The organism is Cellulomonas citrea (assembly GCF_009829685.1).
In the GTDB taxonomy this organism is placed as follows: Bacteria; Actinomycetota; Actinomycetes; order Actinomycetales; family Cellulomonadaceae; genus Cellulomonas; species Cellulomonas citrea.
In genome coordinates this window covers 1-16460 of sequence record NZ_VWSD01000063.1, presented here as the reverse complement: position 1 = coordinate 16460, position 16460 = coordinate 1, and the positions used below count along the sequence as shown (strand labels likewise).

Annotated in this window: 17 protein-coding genes; 10 read left to right on the top strand and 7 right to left on the bottom strand. The window is 74.6% G+C overall.

The features are described from left to right. Window positions 1–44: 44 nt before the first annotated feature. Window positions 45–1226 (bottom strand): tryptophan--tRNA ligase, encoded by a 1182-nt coding sequence (gene trpS / locus F2B26_RS08875; protein ID WP_159808489.1) that lies wholly within the window; start codon window positions 1224–1226, stop codon window positions 45–47. Window positions 1227–1483: 257 nt separating this feature from the next. Here trpS and F2B26_RS08870 point away from each other — a divergent pair, with 257 nt between their 5' ends. From F2B26_RS08870 to F2B26_RS08860, 3 genes are all read left to right on the top strand, one after another. After that, window positions 1484–2395 (top strand): VOC family protein, encoded by a 912-nt coding sequence (locus tag F2B26_RS08870; RefSeq protein WP_159808487.1) that lies wholly within the window; start codon window positions 1484–1486, stop codon window positions 2393–2395. Continuing rightward, window positions 2392–3012 carry an alpha/beta hydrolase gene (locus F2B26_RS08865; RefSeq protein ID WP_159808485.1) on the top strand — a complete coding sequence of 207 codons (621 nt, stop codon included), beginning with the start codon at window positions 2392–2394 and terminating at the stop codon, window positions 3010–3012. The genes F2B26_RS08870 and F2B26_RS08865 overlap by 4 nt, the downstream gene beginning before the upstream one ends. Window positions 3013–3076: 64 nt before the next feature. Continuing rightward, window positions 3077–4000, top strand: a complete 924-nt coding sequence (locus F2B26_RS08860) for an NADP-dependent oxidoreductase (RefSeq protein WP_159808483.1) — start codon at window positions 3077–3079, stop codon at window positions 3998–4000. Window positions 4001–4021: 21 nt separating this feature from the next. Here F2B26_RS08860 and F2B26_RS08855 read toward each other — a convergent pair whose 3' ends face one another. Next, on the bottom strand, window positions 4022–4933 hold the full coding sequence (locus tag F2B26_RS08855) for a LysR family transcriptional regulator (RefSeq protein WP_235929577.1): 912 nt from the start codon (window positions 4931–4933) through the stop codon (window positions 4022–4024). A gap of 73 nt (window positions 4934–5006) precedes the next feature. Between F2B26_RS08855 and F2B26_RS08850 the strand changes: the two genes are divergently transcribed. Next, window positions 5007–6047, top strand: a complete 1041-nt coding sequence (locus tag F2B26_RS08850) for an EamA family transporter (RefSeq protein WP_159808481.1) — start codon at window positions 5007–5009, stop codon at window positions 6045–6047. A gap of 33 nt (window positions 6048–6080) precedes the next feature. Continuing rightward, window positions 6081–6689 carry a DUF1684 domain-containing protein gene (locus tag F2B26_RS08845; protein ID WP_159808479.1) on the top strand — a complete coding sequence of 203 codons (609 nt, stop codon included), beginning with the start codon at window positions 6081–6083 and terminating at the stop codon, window positions 6687–6689. A gap of 11 nt (window positions 6690–6700) precedes the next feature. Here F2B26_RS08845 and F2B26_RS08840 read toward each other — a convergent pair whose 3' ends face one another. Both F2B26_RS08840 and F2B26_RS08835 read right to left on the bottom strand, forming a co-directional pair. Beyond that, window positions 6701–8869 carry a RecQ family ATP-dependent DNA helicase gene (locus F2B26_RS08840; RefSeq protein WP_159808491.1) on the bottom strand — a complete coding sequence of 723 codons (2169 nt, stop codon included), beginning with the start codon at window positions 8867–8869 and terminating at the stop codon, window positions 6701–6703. 222 nt (window positions 8870–9091) lie between these two features. Further along, complete coding sequence (locus F2B26_RS08835; protein ID WP_159808477.1) at window positions 9092–10477, bottom strand: aspartate aminotransferase family protein; 1386 nt, start codon at window positions 10475–10477, stop codon at window positions 9092–9094. Between the two features lie 265 nt (window positions 10478–10742). Here F2B26_RS08835 and F2B26_RS08830 point away from each other — a divergent pair, with 265 nt between their 5' ends. From F2B26_RS08830 to F2B26_RS08810, 5 genes are all read left to right on the top strand, one after another. Further along, window positions 10743–10895, top strand: coding sequence for a putative motility protein (locus F2B26_RS08830; protein WP_159808475.1), 153 nt, complete (start codon window positions 10743–10745; stop codon window positions 10893–10895). Window positions 10896–11212: 317 nt separating this feature from the next. Then, the gene (locus tag F2B26_RS08825) at window positions 11213–11587 is read left to right on the top strand and encodes a DoxX family protein (RefSeq protein ID WP_159808473.1); all 375 of its coding nucleotides are present in this window, start codon (window positions 11213–11215) and stop codon (window positions 11585–11587) included. A gap of 63 nt (window positions 11588–11650) precedes the next feature. After that, on the top strand, window positions 11651–12250 hold the full coding sequence (locus F2B26_RS08820; RefSeq protein ID WP_159808471.1) for a hypothetical protein: 600 nt from the start codon (window positions 11651–11653) through the stop codon (window positions 12248–12250). Between the two features lie 95 nt (window positions 12251–12345). Then, on the top strand, window positions 12346–12984 hold the full coding sequence (locus F2B26_RS08815) for a TM7S3/TM198-like domain-containing protein (protein WP_159808469.1): 639 nt from the start codon (window positions 12346–12348) through the stop codon (window positions 12982–12984). Between the two features lie 31 nt (window positions 12985–13015). Next, window positions 13016–13864: a MerR family transcriptional regulator gene (locus F2B26_RS08810; protein ID WP_159808467.1), complete on the top strand. Its 849-nt coding sequence runs from the start codon at window positions 13016–13018 to the stop codon at window positions 13862–13864. 63 nt (window positions 13865–13927) lie between these two features. Here the strand turns inward: F2B26_RS08810 and F2B26_RS08805 are convergent, their stop codons facing one another. From F2B26_RS08805 to F2B26_RS08795, 3 genes are all read right to left on the bottom strand, one after another. Then, on the bottom strand, window positions 13928–14227 hold the full coding sequence (locus F2B26_RS08805) for a putative quinol monooxygenase (protein WP_159808465.1): 300 nt from the start codon (window positions 14225–14227) through the stop codon (window positions 13928–13930). A 2-nt stretch (window positions 14228–14229) separates the two neighbouring features. Beyond that, window positions 14230–15300: a hypothetical protein gene (locus F2B26_RS08800; protein ID WP_159808463.1), complete on the bottom strand. Its 1071-nt coding sequence runs from the start codon at window positions 15298–15300 to the stop codon at window positions 14230–14232. A 67-nt stretch (window positions 15301–15367) separates the two neighbouring features. Next, a partial coding sequence (locus F2B26_RS08795; protein ID WP_159808461.1) for a Dyp-type peroxidase occupies window positions 15368–16460 on the bottom strand: 1093 nt, incomplete at its 5' end.

Genomic DNA, 16460 nt, shown 5'->3' with positions numbered 1-16460 from the left:
CGGGGCACCCGCACAGGACCAGGGCAAGACGGGAGGCGGTCGCCCTAGACCGTGGTCGCCGAGAGCAGGGAGGGGGTGAGCGCGGCGGCCGGCAAACGGAACGACGGGCCGAAACGGATCCCCGGCAGCTCCCCGGCGGGCAGCAACCGGGACAAGGGAAGAGGGGACACGCGCAGCACCGCGGCGACCTGGGCGCGGTCACCCTGCAGCAGGGCGGCCCGCTCGCGGACGGGGGCGAGGCGATCGACGAGGGCGTCGGTGAGCAGGGCCTTGAGGGCGCCGGCCCCGCGGTCGCCGATCCGGGCGGCCACGTCCTGCGGGTCACCGGCCCCGGCGAGCGCGGCCAGGCGCAGCAGGTTCGCCACGTGCGGGCGCCGCTCCGGCTCGTAGGTGATGGTCCGCTCGGCGTCGGTGCGGGCACCGCGCACCGCCCGGGCGATCTCGTCGGGTGCGGCGGTGAGGGCGATGGCGTTCCCGGCCGACTTGCTCATCTTCGCCCCGTCGAGGCCGAGCACGAGCGGGGTCGGCGACAGCAGCGCCTCCGGCTCGGGCAGGGTGCCCTCGCCGTAGCGGGCGTTGAACCGGCGGGCCACCAGTCGCGTCGTCTCCAGGTGGGGCAGCTGGTCGCGGCCCACCGGGACGACGGTGCCCCGCACGGCGAGGATGTCGGCCGCCTGGTGCACCGGGTAGGTGAGCAGCAGACCCGACATGGCCCGGCCGCCGGTGGCCGCGAGCTCGGCCTTGACGGTGGGGTTGCGCTCCAGCTCGGCGACGGTGACCAGGGACAGGAACGGCAGCATGAGCTGGTGCAGCTCGGGCACGGCGCTGTGCTGGAAGATCGTCGACCGCGCCGGGTCGATCCCCGCGGCGAGGTGGTCGATCACCAGGTCGAGGCAGGCTGAGGCGAGGTCGCCACCGCTGTCCCGGTCGGCGATCACCTGGTAGTCGGCGACGACGACGAAGGTCTGCACGCCCAGGCCCTGCAGCCGGACCCGGTTGGCGACCGTGCCGAACAGGTGCCCGATGTGCAGCCGTCCGGTCGGTCGGTCCCCGGTGAGCACCCGGAACCGGCCGGGGTCGGCGGCGATCTGCTGCTCCAGCTCGAGGGTGCGCTCGTGGGCGAGCTGCTCGGCGATGTCGAGCGTCGTCGCCTCGGACGGGACGCGCCCGTCGTGCGCACCGGGTGCGGTGCCGGTCGAGCGGGTGGCGATGTCAGTGCTGGTCATCGGTGCTCCTGCGGACGGGAGCTGTCCGCACGCCGAGCACGAGGAGTCCCCAGCCGCACGGAGCAGCTCGGGGAGGGTGGGTCGACCGCGGCTGCCTAGAGCAGCCACCACCAGGTGCGGGGTGCGGTCATGCCGCCAGACTAGACCCGGCGACAGATAGTTGAGACTTCAATCAAACCGGGGTACCGTCACGCTCATCAGCAGCACGCGTATCCAGGCACCGGCCGGACCGGACCGGACCGGGGAAGGAGCTCGCCATGAGCAGCACCACGACGGCGCGTCAGGCCCAGGACCTGCTCGCGGCGGACACCTCGATGGCCGCCGTCACCCTGCACGTCGGCGACCTGGACGCCATGGCCGCGTACTACCGCGACGCACTCGCGCTCACGACGCTGGCCGTCGAGCCCGCCGGCCCGACCAGCGCCGGGTCCGTCGTGCTCGGTCGGCTCGGGACGCCGGTCGTCGTGCTCCGGCACACCCCCGGGCTGCCGGCCGGCTCGCGCACCCAGGCCGGGCTGTTCCACACGGCCGTCCTGTTCGACACCGAGGAGTCGCTGGCGGCGGCGGTCGTCCGGGCCGCCCAGCACCCCGGCTCCCGGTTCGTCGGCAACGCCGACCATTGGGTGTCCCGCGCCTTCTACTTCCAGGACCCCGAGGACAACGGCATCGAGCTGTACTGGGACCGGCCCCGCGACGTGTGGCAGCGCCAGGCCGACGGCGGCGTCGCCATGGGGACCGACTGGTTCGACCCGAACGCGTTCCTCGCCGAGCACGTGAGCGACCGCGCGGTCGAGCAGGCCGAGCACGATGCCGCCCAGGTGGGCCACGTGCACCTGCAGGTCGGCGACATCCCGACGGCCAAGGCGTTCTACGTCGACACCCTCGGCTTCGAGCAGATGGCGGCGATGCGCGGTGCGCTCTTCGTCGCGGCCGGCGGCTACCACCACCACATGGCGATGAACACGTGGAACTCGGCCGGCGCCGGTCCTCGGGCCGCCGCGCTGGGCCTGGGTCAGGTGGCGCTCACCGTCCCCGGGCCCGACGACGTGGCCGCGCTGCGCGACCGGCTCGTGCATCGCGGGGTCCCGGTGCGCGACGACGGGCTCACGCTGCGGTTCGACGACCCGTGGGGCAGCCTCATCGAGGTCGCCGCCGCCGGCGCCCGATGAGCGCGCTGACGATCGAGACGGGTCGCCGCCGCCCCGGCACGCAGCCCGACGCGCCGGTGCTCGTGCTGCTGCACGGTTACGGCTCGCACGACGGCGACCTGCTCCCGCTCGTCGACCGCCCTGACCTGGAGCTGCTGGCACCGCGCGCCCCTCTGCCCGCCGGGCCGGGCTTCGCCTGGGCGCCGATCACGGTGCCCGGTGCCCCCGACCCGGCCCCCGTGCACGAGGCGACCACCGCCCTGCTGGCCTGGCTCGACGCGCACGTCGCACCGGGCCGCCGGACCGCGCTGCTCGGGTTCTCCCAGGGTGGGCTCATGGTGACCCAGCTGCTGCGCGCCCGGCCCGGGGCCTTCGTCGCCGGGGTGGTGCTGTCCGGCTTCGTCCTGCCCGGTGAGCAGCCCGGCGACGCCGTCCTGGCGGCCGACCCGCCGCCCGTGCTGTTCGCCCGCGGTGACGCCGACCCGGTCATCGCGCCCGACGCCACCGCACGCACCCAGACCTGGCTCGCCGCGCACACCCGGCTCGACGCACGCGTCTACCCCGGGATGGGGCACACCGTCGGTGCGGCCGAGCGCGACGACGTCGAGGAGTTCCTGGCCAGGGAGCTCCCGGCCTGACCCCGGCGCACCGCCCCACGACCTGCCGCGGAAGAAGCGCGTCCCACCCGGGGTTGGCCCAGGTATGCGTGCCATCACCTACTCCCGCTACGGCGGCTCCGACGTCCTCACCCTCACCGACCTGCCCGAGCCGAAGGTCGGCCCCGACAGCGTGCTCGTGCGGGTGCGGGCGTCCTCGGTCAACCCGGTCGACTGGAAGGTCCGCGCGGGCTACCTGGACGGGCTCCTGGACGTGGTCTTCCCCGTGGTCCCGGGCTGGGACGTCGCCGGCGTGGTCGAGCGGGTGGGGCCGGACGCCCCGGAGTTCGCGGTGGGTGACGAGGTGTTCGGCTACGTCCGCAAGGACTGGGTGCAGGGCGGCACGCTCGCCGAGCTGGTCGCGGCCCCGGTCCGCACGCTGGCCCGCAAGCCCGCCTCCCTCACCTTCGAGGAGGCCGCCGCGGTTCCGCTCACCGGTCTGACCGCCTACCAGAGCATCGAGCGCAGCGGGGTGCACGCCGGCCAGACGGTGCTGGTGCACGCGGCCGCCGGGGGCGTCGGGCAGTTCGCGGTGCAGATCGCCCGGGCCCGCGGCGCGCGGGTCATCGGCACGGCGTCGCCGGCCAACCACGAGTACCTGCGCACGCTCGGCGCCGAACCGGTGGCCTACGGCGACGGGCTCGTCGACCGGGTGCGAGCCCTGGCACCGGACGGTGTCGACGTCGTCCTCGACTTCGGCACCGACGACCTGGTGGCCACGACGCGTGCGCTGCTCGCGCCGGGCGGGACGGTCGCGTCGATCGTCAACCCCGCGGCGCGGGTCGAGCTCGGTGGCCACTACCTCTGGGTGCGTCCGAGCAGCGAGGACCTCGCGGCGCTCGCGACGATGGCGGACGCCGGGCAGCTCGCGGTCGACGTGGCCGCGGTCTTCGACCTGGCCGATGCCGCCGCAGCGCACGAGCTCAGCGAGTCGGGGCACGTGCGCGGCAAGGTCGTCGTCCGGGTCTGACGCCGGGGGCGTCGTCGGGCGTCAGTGCGGTGCGGTGAGCGAGGCCGCGTCGGCGACCAGGCGGTCCAGCACGCGGCGCACCGCGAGGCGTTCGGCGCGGTCGGGCCTGGCCAGGGCGGCGATGCTGCGGGCCGCGCGCACCCCGCGCAGCGGGAGCAGCCGGAAGCGACCCTGCGCCGAGGTGGTGTAGCGAGGCAGCAGGCTGATCCCGTGGCCTGCGGCGACGAGCGCCTCGACCACCGAGAAGTCGTTGAGGCGCTGCGTCACGTGCGGCGCGCCGCCCGTGATGGCGCTGAGCACCTCGGCCACCGGGAAGCCCTCGCGGACGGAGATCCACCGCTCGTCGGCCAGGTCCTGCGGGGTGAGCCAGGACCGGTCGGCGAGCCGGTGGTCGAGCGGCAGCGCGACGTCGAGCGGTTCGCGCAGCAGCGGGACGACGCGCCGTCCGATGCCCGCCCAGGGGTCCTCGCCCTCGGGGTGGTGGCCGACCACCACGTCGATCTCGTCGGTGAGCGCCGCGAACTGGTCGGTCGCCACGTCGCCGTCGGCGAGCACCACGCGGAGCCCGGGCACGCCCTGCGCCCAGGTGAGCAGCGTGGGGAAGAGCATCCGGGCGCCGGAGGCGAAGGCGCTCACCGTGACCTCGCCGCCGGGGTCGGTGCGCAGCGCGTCGCAGGCGGCCCGGGCCCGTTCGAGGGCGACCGCGACGTCGACGCTGGCCGCGGCGAGGGCCTCCCCGGCGGGGGTGAGCCGGACCCCGCGTCCGACGCGTTCGGTGACCGGCATCCCGACGTCGCGGCTGAGCGCCTGCAGCGTCTGGGACACCGCGGATGGGGTCACGTGCAGCAGCTCGGCAGCGGCGCCGACGCCGCCGCGGGCGCCGACGGCCCGGACGACCTCGAGTGCGTGCGGGTCCAGCGAGCGCGACATCATGCAGCGATGCTACAGAGATGCTTCACGAAGATTCGCTGGTGCTGAACGGATTTGGCCCCGCAGACTGACCGCCATGCCCGCCCGTGACCGCCTGCTCGCCGTCCTCGTCGCCGTGTGCTGGGGGGTCAACTTCACCGCGATCCACCTGTCGCTGCAGCAGTTCCCGCCGTTCCTGCTGGTCGCGCTGCGGTTCGCACTCATCGCCATCCCCACCGTGCTGCTCGTCCCGCGCCCGAAGGTGCAGCTGCGCTGGCTGCTGGGCTACGGGATCGGCTTCGGGGTGCTGCAGTTCGTGTTCGTCTACTGGGCGATGAGCATCGGCATGCCGGCCGGGCTCACCTCGCTCGTGCTGCAGGCCTCGGCGCCGTTCACCGTCATCCTCGCCGCCGTGTTCCTGCGCGAGAAGGTGAGTGCGCGCCAGCGGGCGGGGCTCGCGCTCGCGGTCGCCGGGCTGGTCGGGATCGCGCTGCACCGGGCCGGGGTGCTGGGGTCGGCCGGTCTGCTGCCGGTGCTGCTCACCCTGCTCGGCGGGCTGGGCTGGGCGTTCGGCAACATCAGCAACCGGCTGGCGCGCACGGACGAACCGCTGCGCCTCACGCTGTGGATGTCGGTGGTGCCGCCGCTGCCGATGCTTGCGCTCTCCCTCGTGGTCGAGGGCCCGACGGCGATCGGGCACTCGTTCACCGGGCTCGGCAGCAGCCGGGGTCTGCTCGCCCTGGCCGGCCTGGCCTTCACGGTGCTCATCGGGACCCTCGTCGGCTCGGGCCTGTGGAGCGCCCTCATGTCGCGGCACCCGTCGAGCACCGTCGCCCCGTTCTCCATGCTCGTGCCGGTCGCCGGGATCGCGGCGTCGTGGCTGCTGCTGGGCGAGCGCACCCCGCTGGCCGAGATCGCCTGCGGGGCGCTCGTCGTGCTCGGGGTGCTCATCGCCAGCCGTCCGGCGCGGCGCGGGGTCCCAGCGGGGTCGGCGGACCTGGCGGTGTCCGGGCCGTCGGTGCCGTCCGAGCCCCTGCCCGCTGGCGTGCTCCCGGCGGTGCCGGAGCCCGCGCTCTCGCCCGAGCCCGCGGTGGTGCCCGAGCTCCGTACGCCGGTCGAGGCGCTCCGGCCGAGCTGAGCGGGGGCCGCCGCCCGCACCTACGCTCCTGAGGTGACGGGTGCGCAGTGGGACGTCCTGGACTGGCGGCGGCAGGTCGCCGAGCTCTACCGCTCGGTGCGCGCGACGTCCGATGCGGCGCTCGCCCACCAGCTCTGGGTCGCCGGCCGCAACCGTCTGCTGCGGACCCATCCCGCCTCACCGGTGCGCGCGGCGTCCCGTGCGACCTACCCGGGCGCGGTGGTCGCGCCGTACGACCCGGCGTACCGGTTCGTCGTCGAGGTGCAGCCCGGGGACGGCCCGGCTCGACGTGAGGTGGCGACCGGGACCGATGGTGTGGTCCCGTTCGAGCGGGTGGGTGCGGTGCGGCTGCCGGGTCTGGGCAGCCTGGACGTGTGGTGGCTGGCCGGCTACGGCGGTGGGATCTTCCTGCCGCTGCGGGACGCCACGAGCGGGCGCAGCACCTACGGCGGGGGGCGGTACGTGCTCGACACCACCAAGGGTGCGGACCTGGGCGGCGGCCCGGAGACGCTGGTGGTCGACCTCAACTTCGCCTACCAGCCGTCCTGCGCCTACGACGCGGCGTGGGCCTGCCCGCTGCCCGCGGCCGGGAACACCCTCGACGTCCCGGTCCCGGTCGGTGAGCTGTACGCCGAGGTGTGAGGGCTCGGGCGTCAGCCCGTGGCCAGCACGAACGGGTGCACCTGCGCCGCCCCGGCCCGGCGCAGCAGCCGGGCGGCGACGGTGAGCGTCCAGCCGGAGTCGGTCCGGTCGTCGACGAGGAGGACGCTGCGACCGGCCAGCCCGGTGAGCGCCGACTCGGACAGCTCGAGCCCGAGCCGCCGGTGCACCCCGGCGAGGCGCTGGGCGGAGTTGACGTCGTGCCGGTCGGGCGGGGCGTCGCCGACCGGTCCCACGGCGCCGACCAGGGGCAGGTGCCGGTGCCGTGCCACCGCACCGGCGAGGTGCTCGACGAGCTGTGGCCGGGTGACCGAGCGGACCCACACGACCCCGTCGGCCGTCACGTCCCAGGAGTCGAGGGCCGCCAGCACGGCGTCGCGCAGCGCTGGCGGGACCGGGCCGTCGTTCGCCTCCGTGCCGCCGAACAAGGTCCGCAGCACCCCGCCGAGCCCGAGGCCGTCGCTGCGCGCCACGGCCCGGCCGGCGGCCGCGAGCTCGTCGGCGGGCAACCTGCCGGTGAGCGGGACGCCCATCGTCGCCATCCCCGAGGGCCACTGCCGCCGTGCGGTCACCTCGACGCCCGGCCGGTGCAGCCGGTCGCGTGCTGCCGCGACGAGCGCAGCGTCCACCCCGTCGGCCGCCGCGCCCGTGCCCGTCCCGATGCCCGTGGTTGTGACGGCGCCCGGGCCCGCGGCTGCCTGGCACCGGTCGCACGTCCCGCAGCGCCACGACGGGTCGGCCGCGAGCTGCGGGTCGTCGAGCGCCGTGCGCAAGAACGCCATCCGGCAACCGGGGGTGGCGATGTACTCGACCATCGCCTGCTGCTCGGCGCGCCGGGCGGCGTCGAGCCGGGCGTACCGGTCCGCGTCGTAGACCCAGGGCTGCCCGGTGGACTGCCAGCCGCCGCGGACCCGGTGCACGGCGCCGTCGACGTCGAGCACCTTGAGCATCATCTCCAGTCGTCCGCGGCGCAGGTCGACCGCCGTCTCGAGCGCGGGGAGCGTCATCGGCGCCCCGGCGGCCGCCAGCACGTCGAGGGTCGCCCGCACCTGGTCGGCGGCGGGGAACGACATGGAGGCGAACCACTCCCAGATCGCGCGGTCCTCGGGCCCGGGCAGCAGCACGACGTCGGCCCGGTCGGTACCGCGCCCGGCACGCCCCACCTGCTGGTAGTAGGCGATCGGCGAGGCGGGTGCGCCGACGTGCACGACGAACCCGAGGTCCGGCTTGTCGAAGCCCATGCCCAGCGCCGAGGTCGCGACCAGGGCCTTCACCCGGTTGTCGAGCAGGTCCTGCTCCAGCGCCTCGCGTTCGGCCGGTTCGGTGCGCCCGGTGTAGGCGGCGACCTCCAGGCCCGCCCCGCGCAGGTGCTCGGCGACCTGCTCGGCCGCCGCGACCGTGAGCGTGTAGACGATGCCCGACCCGGTGAGCCGCGGCAGGTTCGCCACCAGCCAGGCCATCGCCGTCGCGGTGTCCGGCACCGGGCGCACCGACAGGTGCAGGCTGTCGCGTTCGAGCGTGCCGCGCAGCACGAGCACGTCCTGGTCGCCCGCGGGGTCGAGCTGGGCGGCGACGTCCGCGGTCACCCGCTCGTTGGCCGTCGCCGTCGTGGCGAGCACCGGGGTGCCGGTGGGCAGCTGGGTGAGCAGGGTCGCGATGCGCCGGTAGTCCGGTCGGAAGTCGTGCCCCCAGTCGGAGACGCAGTGCGCCTCGTCGACCACGACGAGCCCGGCGTCACGTGCCAGCGAGGGCAGCACCTCGTCCCGGAAGCCCGGGTTGTTGAGCCGCTCCGGAGAGACCAGCAGCACGTCGACCTCGCCGTCGCGCACCCGCTGGTGCACGGCCTCCCACTCGGGGAGGTTGGCCGAGTGGATGGTCTCGGCCCGGATGCCGGCCCGTCGGGCCGCCGCGACCTGGTTGCGCATGAGGGACAGCAGCGGCGAGACCAGCACGGTGGGCCCGGCGCCGCGCTCACGCAGCAGGGCGGTCGCGACGAAGTAGACGGCCGACTTGCCCCAGCCGGTCCGCTGCACCACGAGGGCCCGGCGCCGGTGGGCGACCAGCGCCTCGATCGCCACCCACTGGTCCGGCCGCAGCTGCGCGTCCGGTGATCCGACGAGGGCACGCAGCACCTCGTCGGCCCGGGTGCGCAGCCCGGCCATGGTGGCGTCGTCCAGGTCCGTGGTCACCCGTCCAGTGTGCGGGTCGGCGCCGACACGTCGGACCGGTGCGCGGCACCGTCACCCGACCACGGGGGCTGGGGACGGGCCGCCGACGAGGGACGCGACGGGGTCGGGCCCCCGACGGTGAACGGGACGAGAAAGGACGAGGCCGGGAGCGACCGGGGTACGGGCCCCGGCCGCTCCCGGCCTCGGTCGGTGGCCTCAGGCCGTGAGGTCGGCGGCCAGCTCGGCGAACGCGGCGATGAAGCGGTCGCAGTCGGCGAAGGTGTGCTGCACGGACAGCGTCCACTCCTCCTCGCGGCCGGGGGTCATGAAGACGCCGCGGTTCATGTTGTAGAGCCACGCGAGGTCGGCCAGCTCGCCGTCCTGGAACTTCTTGAAGCTCTCGTAGTCGACGATCTTCTCCGGGGCGAACGTCACGCAGCCCTTGGAGGCGACGCCCACCGCGTAGCCCGGCAGGTTGTACTTCTCGAGGACCTCGGTGCAGCCGGCGACCAGGTGCGCGTTGAGCGCGTCGAGGTGCGCGTAGGCCTGCGGCGTGAGCACCTGCTCGAGGCTGGCGCGTGCGGCGGCCACCCCGAGCGGGTTCCCGTTGTAGGTGCCGACCTGGTAGACCGTGCCGTCCTCGACCACGGAGAACACCTCGTCGGTGCCGCCGATCGCGCCGACCGGCAGCCCGCCGCCCAGCGCCTTGGCCAGGGTCACCATGTCCGGCTTGACCCCGAACCGCTCGGTGGCCCCGCCGGCGGCGATGCACAGCCCCGTCTTGACCTCGTCGAAGATGAGGACGATGCCGTGCTTGCGGGTGATCTCCCGCACCGCCTCCAGGTACCCCGGCTCGGGCAGCACGATGCCGAGGTTCATCATGGCGGCCTCCATGATGACGGCGGCCGGCTTGCGGCCCTCGGCGATGAGCCGCTCGATGCGCCGCTCCATGGCGGGGGCGTCGTTGAACGGCACCGCGATGGTCATGTCGACGCTGGACTGCGGGATGCCCGCGCCGTACGGCAGCGACGCCAGGTTGTCCCGGTCGCCGATCTCGCCGTAGGGGACGCCGATCGAGACCATGACGTAGTCGTGGTGCCCGTGGTACGAGCCGAAGATCTTCACGATGGTGTCGCGCCCGGTGAGGCCGCGGGCGATCCGGATGGCGTCCATGGTCGCCTCGGAGCCGGTGTTGACGTAGCGCCAGCGCGGCAGGCCCCAGCGGGCCTTGAGCTCCTCGGCGACGACGACCGCGTCCTCGGTGGGGGCGGCGAAGTGCGTGCCCTTGGTGAGCCGCTCGGTGACGGCCTTGGTGATCGCCGGGTGGGCGTGGCCCTGGACCATCGAGCCGAACCCGTTGTGGAAGTCGACCATCTCGTTGCCGTCGATGTCCCAGACGTGCGAGCCGTCGCCGCGGTCGAGGTAGATCGGCCAGGGCTCGCGCACCTGGTAGCTGGAGGCGACGCCGTCGGACAGCGTCTGGCGGGCCCGGGCGTACAGCGCGGCCGAGCCGGGGGTGCGCTCGTCCAGCCGTGCCGCCTCCCGCGCGGTGAGCTCGGCGATGCGTGCCCGGTCGAGGGTGATCGGGGTGCGGGTGGACATGCGGGGCTCCTTCGGTGCGACGGCTGAGTGTTCATCATTGCACCGGACCGACGATATGAGCACCCCATCGACCGCAGCACGACGATTTCCGTCGGTGTCACGCGTACGGAGCGCGGACTTCGAAGCAAGGGTTCCGGAGATGCCCGGCCTGGAAGGGTGCGGGCGAACGGGTGGTTGTGCCCCCGGCGGCTACCAGGACATCCCTCGCGCGTCCGATGCTGAGGTGCGGGCCACCCAGGCCCGGTCCGAGTGAAGGAGGCGCCTCGTGGAGGTGACCGCTGCAGGGACCGCCGGCGCCCAGGTCGCGGCGTCCATGACCCTCGTGCGCAAGGCCCTCGACGTCGCCGCGAACCAGAGCGCGGCGCTCCTGGCGAGCCTCGACCCGGCGATCGGCCAGAACCTGGACGTCCAGGTCTGACGAGCCGGGCGGCGAGCCGCCCCGCGGCGTCGCGGATGGTCGACGGAGCCCTGTCGACCCCGCTCACCCGAAGTCCGCGAACACCCTCCGCGTCATGGGGCCGGTGGCTGGCCATGCGCGTGAGGTGAGCCGTCGACCCGGTCGCGATGGCCGGGTGCGCACCTGCTCCATGGCCCTGCTGCGCTCGGCGGACCGCCCGCTCCCGACGGTGCGCAGATGCGGGATGACCAGGAACGACGTAGTTGCTTGAACGGTGAAGTACAGGCCCGTACTGTTCAGTACGTCGCTGCTGCCACCGTCTCGAAGGAGCACTCCCGGTGAACGTCCTGCTCTGGGTCCTCGCGGGCGTGCTCGCCGCCCTGTTCCTCTTCGCCGGGGGGCAGAAGATGGTCCGGCCGGTGGACAAGCTCGTCGCCGCCGGTATGGGCTGGACCGGTGAGGCGCCGCTCGCCGCGGTCCGGTTCGTCGGCACCGTCGAGGTGCTCGGCGCGCTCGGCCTCGTGCTGCCGGGCGTCACGGGGATCGCGCCCGTCCTGGTGCCGCTGGCCGCCACCGGGCTGGCGCTCGTCATGATCGGGGCGATCGTCACGCATGTGCGCCGGGGCGAGTCCAAGGGCCTCGGCCTGCCCGTCGTGCTGCTGGTGCTCGCGGCCGTGGTGGCGTGGGGTCGGTTCGGGCCGTACGCGTTCTGACCGACAGGTCGCCCGGGACGCAGTGCCCGGGGCGGCGCCGAGCTCCGGTGCCAGACTTCGGCCATGCGCGCCCGCCACGTCGTCCCGCTGCTGGTCGCGGCCGGTGCCGCGTACGGTTACCTGCGCTGGTACCGGCCCTGGCAGCTCACCTGGGGGGCCACCCCCGACGAGGTCACGCGCGCGCTGCCCGGTGACGACCTGGTGCCGCGCCCCGTGTTCGACGCCACCCGCGCGATCACCATCGAGGCCCCGCCGCACGAGGTCTGGCCGTGGCTCGTGCAGGCCGGCGTCGGGCGGGCCGGCTGGTACAGCTACGACCTGCTCGACAACCTCGGCCGGCCGAGCGCCAGCGAGATCAACCCGCAGTGGCAGCAGCTGGCCGTCGGCGACCTCGTGCCGATGAGCCCCGACGGCACCCAGGGCATCGAGGTGCTCGCGCTCGACGCGCCGACGTCCATGGTGTGGGGCTCGCCCGGCACGTCCTGGGTGTGGCAGCTCGACCCCGTCGGGTCCGAGGCGACCCGGCTCGTCACCCGGATCCGGTCGCGGCCCACCGGCGCCCCGTCCTCGCTGGCGTTCGGCGTGCTGCTGGAGCTGGCCGACGTGTGGATGCTGCGCAAGATGCTCCGCACGGTGCAGCTGCGGGCCCAGCGCCTGGGCTGACCTGCGGGGCAGCGCCGCCCTGCTCTCGCAGCGCGGGCCCGGTCGCGGCAGGATTCGTCCCAGACGGACGGACAGCCCGATCGAGGAGGTGGCACGTGCCCGAGCTGGTGGTGGGGGTCATCGCGGTCCTGGTCGGCGCCCTGCTGTGCTTTCGCGGGTACGCCGCGATGCGGTTGGTCATCAGCCTGTTCGGCGCCTGGATCGGGTTCGTCGTCGGGGCGCGGCTGGTGGCCGACGCGGCCGGTGGCAGCGCCCTGGCCTCGGTGCCGGGCTGGGTGGGGGCGCTCGTCGGCGCGCTCGTCCTCGGGCTGCTGGCCTACGTGTCGTACCAGGTGGCCGTCGTGCTGGGCTTCGCGGCGTTCGGTTTCACGCTGGGCTCGGCGGCGATGACCGCGCTGGGGGTGCACACCTCCTGGCTGGTGCTCGCGGTCGCGGTGCTGGCCGGGCTGGCGCTCGGGCTGCTGGCGATCCGTGGGAACCTGCCCGCCGTCATCCTCGTCGTGCTCACCGCGCTGGCCGGCGCCTCGGTCACGGTCCACGGGGTGATGCTGCTGGTCGGCGCCGCGCACGTGGCCGACCTGGGCCAGCTGACCCGCACCGTGGCGCCGGCCGGCCAGTGGTTCGTGCTCGACGGTGCCCTCGTCGTGCTGGGTCTGGTGGTGCAGAGCCGGTCGCTGTACCGGTCGCGCCGGTCGATGAGCGCCCAGTGGCACGGCGCCGGGGCGGGCGGCTGACCCGTCGGCCACGGGGGTTGCGTCTGACACGATGGCAGAGTGTGAGGTCGTGGACATGTCCGACGACCGGCTCCTCACGATCGGTGAGTTCTCCCGCCTGTCCAGGCTGAGCATCCGCATGCTGCGCCACTACGACGAGCACGGCGTGCTGCACCCCACCCGCGTCGACCCGTTCAGCGGCTACCGGTACTACCACCCGGAGCTGCTGCGGACCGCCGGCCGGGTCCGGGCGCTGCGCGATGCGGGGCTGGGGGTGGCCGAGCTGGCCGCCTGCGCCCCGTTCGTCGACACGGCCCGGCTGCGGGACGTGCTGCTCGAACGCCGCCTGGCCACCCGCGACGAGATCGCCGCCGCGCAGGGCCGGCTGGGGGACATCGACCGATTCCTCGACCAGCTGGAGCGTCCTGCCATGTCCACGACCATCACCCGTCTCACCCGTCCCGCCCGCACCGTCGCCTCGGTGCGTGACGTCCTGCCCGGCTACGGCGACGAGGGGCTGCTGTGGCAGCGCCTGGGCGCCGGGCTGGCCCCGGCCGGCGCCGTCCCCGCCCCGCAGGCCGAGGCGGTCGCCGTGTTCCACGACCCGGAGTTCGTCGAGCACGACGCCGACGTCGAGGTCCAGCTCGACGTCCTGGCGCCGTTCGAGGACGCCGGCGCCGTCCGCTGTGTCCAGGTCCCCGCGGTCGACGTCGTCACCGGTGAGCTGCACGGGTCCTACGAGGGCATGGCGGGTGTCATGGCCGACCTCGGGGCGTGGCTCGCGGGCCACGGGCTGCGCGAGGCCGGCCCGATGTTCAACGTGTACCTCGTCGGCCCGACGACCGAGCCCGACCCGGCCCGCTGGGTGACCCGGGTCTGCCTCCCGGTCGCCGCCGTCTGACGCAGCGGGGGGACGACGCGCGTCGTCCCCCCCGCACCGCCGGCCTGCCGGGGCCCGACGCGCTCAGTCGGCGATCGAGGCGATCGGCTCGTAGACGGTGATGACCGGCGCCGACGCGCACAGCTCCGGGACCCGCGCGAGCAGGGCGCCCAGGTGCGGGGTGCCGCTGTGCCGGTCGACGGTGGCCTGGTCGCGGTACCTCTCGTAGAAGAAGAACGCGGCCGGGTCGGTCGGCGAGCGGTGCAGCGTGTACTCCAGCACACCGTCCTCGGCGCTCACCGGTTCAATGAGGGAGACCAGGGCCGCCTCGAGCTGCGCCTCCTGACCGGGCTTGGCCTGGAACGTGGCAGTGATGACGAGCATGGTCACTCCTTGGGCTGGGGGGTCGTCCGGACGCTAGCACCGGGGGTGTCCCGGGCCTGCAGGTCGTCGAGCTCGACGGACACCACCCCGAGCGCGACGAGGTTGACGATCAGCCCGAAGCTCGCGTCCCACTGCGACAGCCGGAAGTTGAAGAACTGGGTGACGAGCACCCCGACGAGCATCGCGCGGCGCACCCACCGGTAGCCGTGGACCTGGTCGGTGCGCATCCGCCACAGCCCGAACGCCGCGAGCCCGAACGACGTCAGACCGGAGAGCACCACCCCGACCGGGAGCCACAACGGCCCGTCGGACCCGGCCAGCCCCAGCCCGACCGACGTCACGGACCCCACCATGAACACGGCCACGGCGATCCAGGGCACCGCCCGCGCCCGGACCACGCGGTGCAGCGTGCGCACCGCCCAGCGGCGCACCGCGGCGGCGGGGTCCGGGACCTCCTCGTGGTCGGTGCCGATCGAGTCGAGCAGCGCCGCGGTCTGCGACGTGCCGGGTACCTCCCCCGCGACGGCGAGGTACCGGTACGCCCGACGTCGCGCCGTGGGGCTGAGCCCGCCGGCCACCCCGGCGGCCGCCTCGTCGACGGCGTTGGCCAGCGACTCGACCGGGTCGGCGCTGCGCCGGTGGTGCAGCACCTCGACGCCCAGCCCCAGCAGCACGATGCTGGCGTAGACCACCGAGGCGGTCGGTGCGTAGAAGTAGTCGTTGTTCGAGGTGAGGAACTTGCCGACCTCGTCGATGAACAGCCCGAAGCCCACACCGCCGACGAGCGCCGCGAGCGGGCGCACCACCGGCCCGACGAACGACAGCACCGCGAAGAACGCGAGCGTGAGCAGCAGCCCGCCCCACAGCACGTGCGCGATGTGCAGCCCGCCGCCGCCCAGCTGCGGGTAGCCGGTCGCAGCCAGCAGGGCGCGCGTGACCAGCACCGTGAGCATGGCCGTCACGAGGAACGTGCCCAGGTGGGTGGTGGCCTGCCGGTCCCTGGGCAGGCCGAGCCGCAGCAGCGGGGGGCGCATCGAGACGGGGCGCGCGGCGTCGGAGGTCGCGGGTGTCATCGCGCCAGTCTGGTGCCTGGGCGGCGCTCCGTCCGGGGGACGAGCCGGTGGGGCGGCGGTGCGGGCCTCAGGCCAGCAGGCCCTCGCCCAGGTACTCCCCGTCCCGGGCGCCCGGCGGCACCGCGAAGACCGCCGACCCGACCGGCGTGGTCCAGATGTTGAGCACATCGGCCTCGGCCAGCCGCTGCTGCACGGGCACGAGCTGGGCCACCGGGTCGGCCTGGAAGGCGATGAACAGCAGACCGGCCTCGGTCGGGTCGAGGTAGTTGAAGGGCCGGCGCATGAACCGTTCGCGCGGCGTGGTCGCGGCGGCCCGGCGCACGTGCGCGGCCGGGCCGATCACGGTGAAGCCGCGGGCGTCCCGGGCCTCCAGGTCCGGCACGTCGGTCTCGGTCGACCCGGTGAGCGGTGCGCCGTCGGCCAGCCGGCGGCCGAGCGCCGCCTCCCGGCTGCCGCGGTCGAGCACGTCCCAGGTGTCCAGGTTCATCCGGATGCGTCGCACCACCATCGACGTACCACCCGCGAGCCAGCCGGCGTCGGGCCCGCTGTGCCACACGAGGTCGGGGTCGACGTCCGGCTGGACGTTGCGCGTGCCGTCGAGCTGGCCCAGGAGGTTGCGCATCGTGGCGCCGGGTGCGGTGACGCCCGGGGCGTGCCGGAACCCGTGCTGGGTCCACCGCGGGGTGGCGAACGTGGTGGCACCGACGCTGAGCACCCGCACGGCGTGCGCGAGGGCCAGCTGGTCGTCGGCGCACACCTGGAGCACGAGGTCGCCGCCGGACCAGCGGTCCTCCAGCTGGTCGACGGCGAACGGCGGCAGCGGCGCCGCCCAGGACGGCGCCCGGTGGGCCAGCCCGGCCGCGGCGAAGAACCCGGGGCCGTAGCCGACGGTCGCGGTGAGGCTCGCCGGCAGGGCCGTGAGCTCGCCGGCCTGGTCGGCCAGCGGGGGCGTCCCGGCCATGAGCCGTTCGATGTCGTCGGTCCACACCCGCATGAGCCGCACGAGCGCCGCGCGGTCCACGCCGGGGCGCAGGTCGAACGCGACGACCGTGGCGAACGCGGGCGCCGGGGTGCCGACGCCGGGCTGGCGCTCACCACGGAACGCCACCGTCGCGCGGCCCACGGCCCCGGTGACCGGCGGTGCGCTCGGCTGCGGTGCG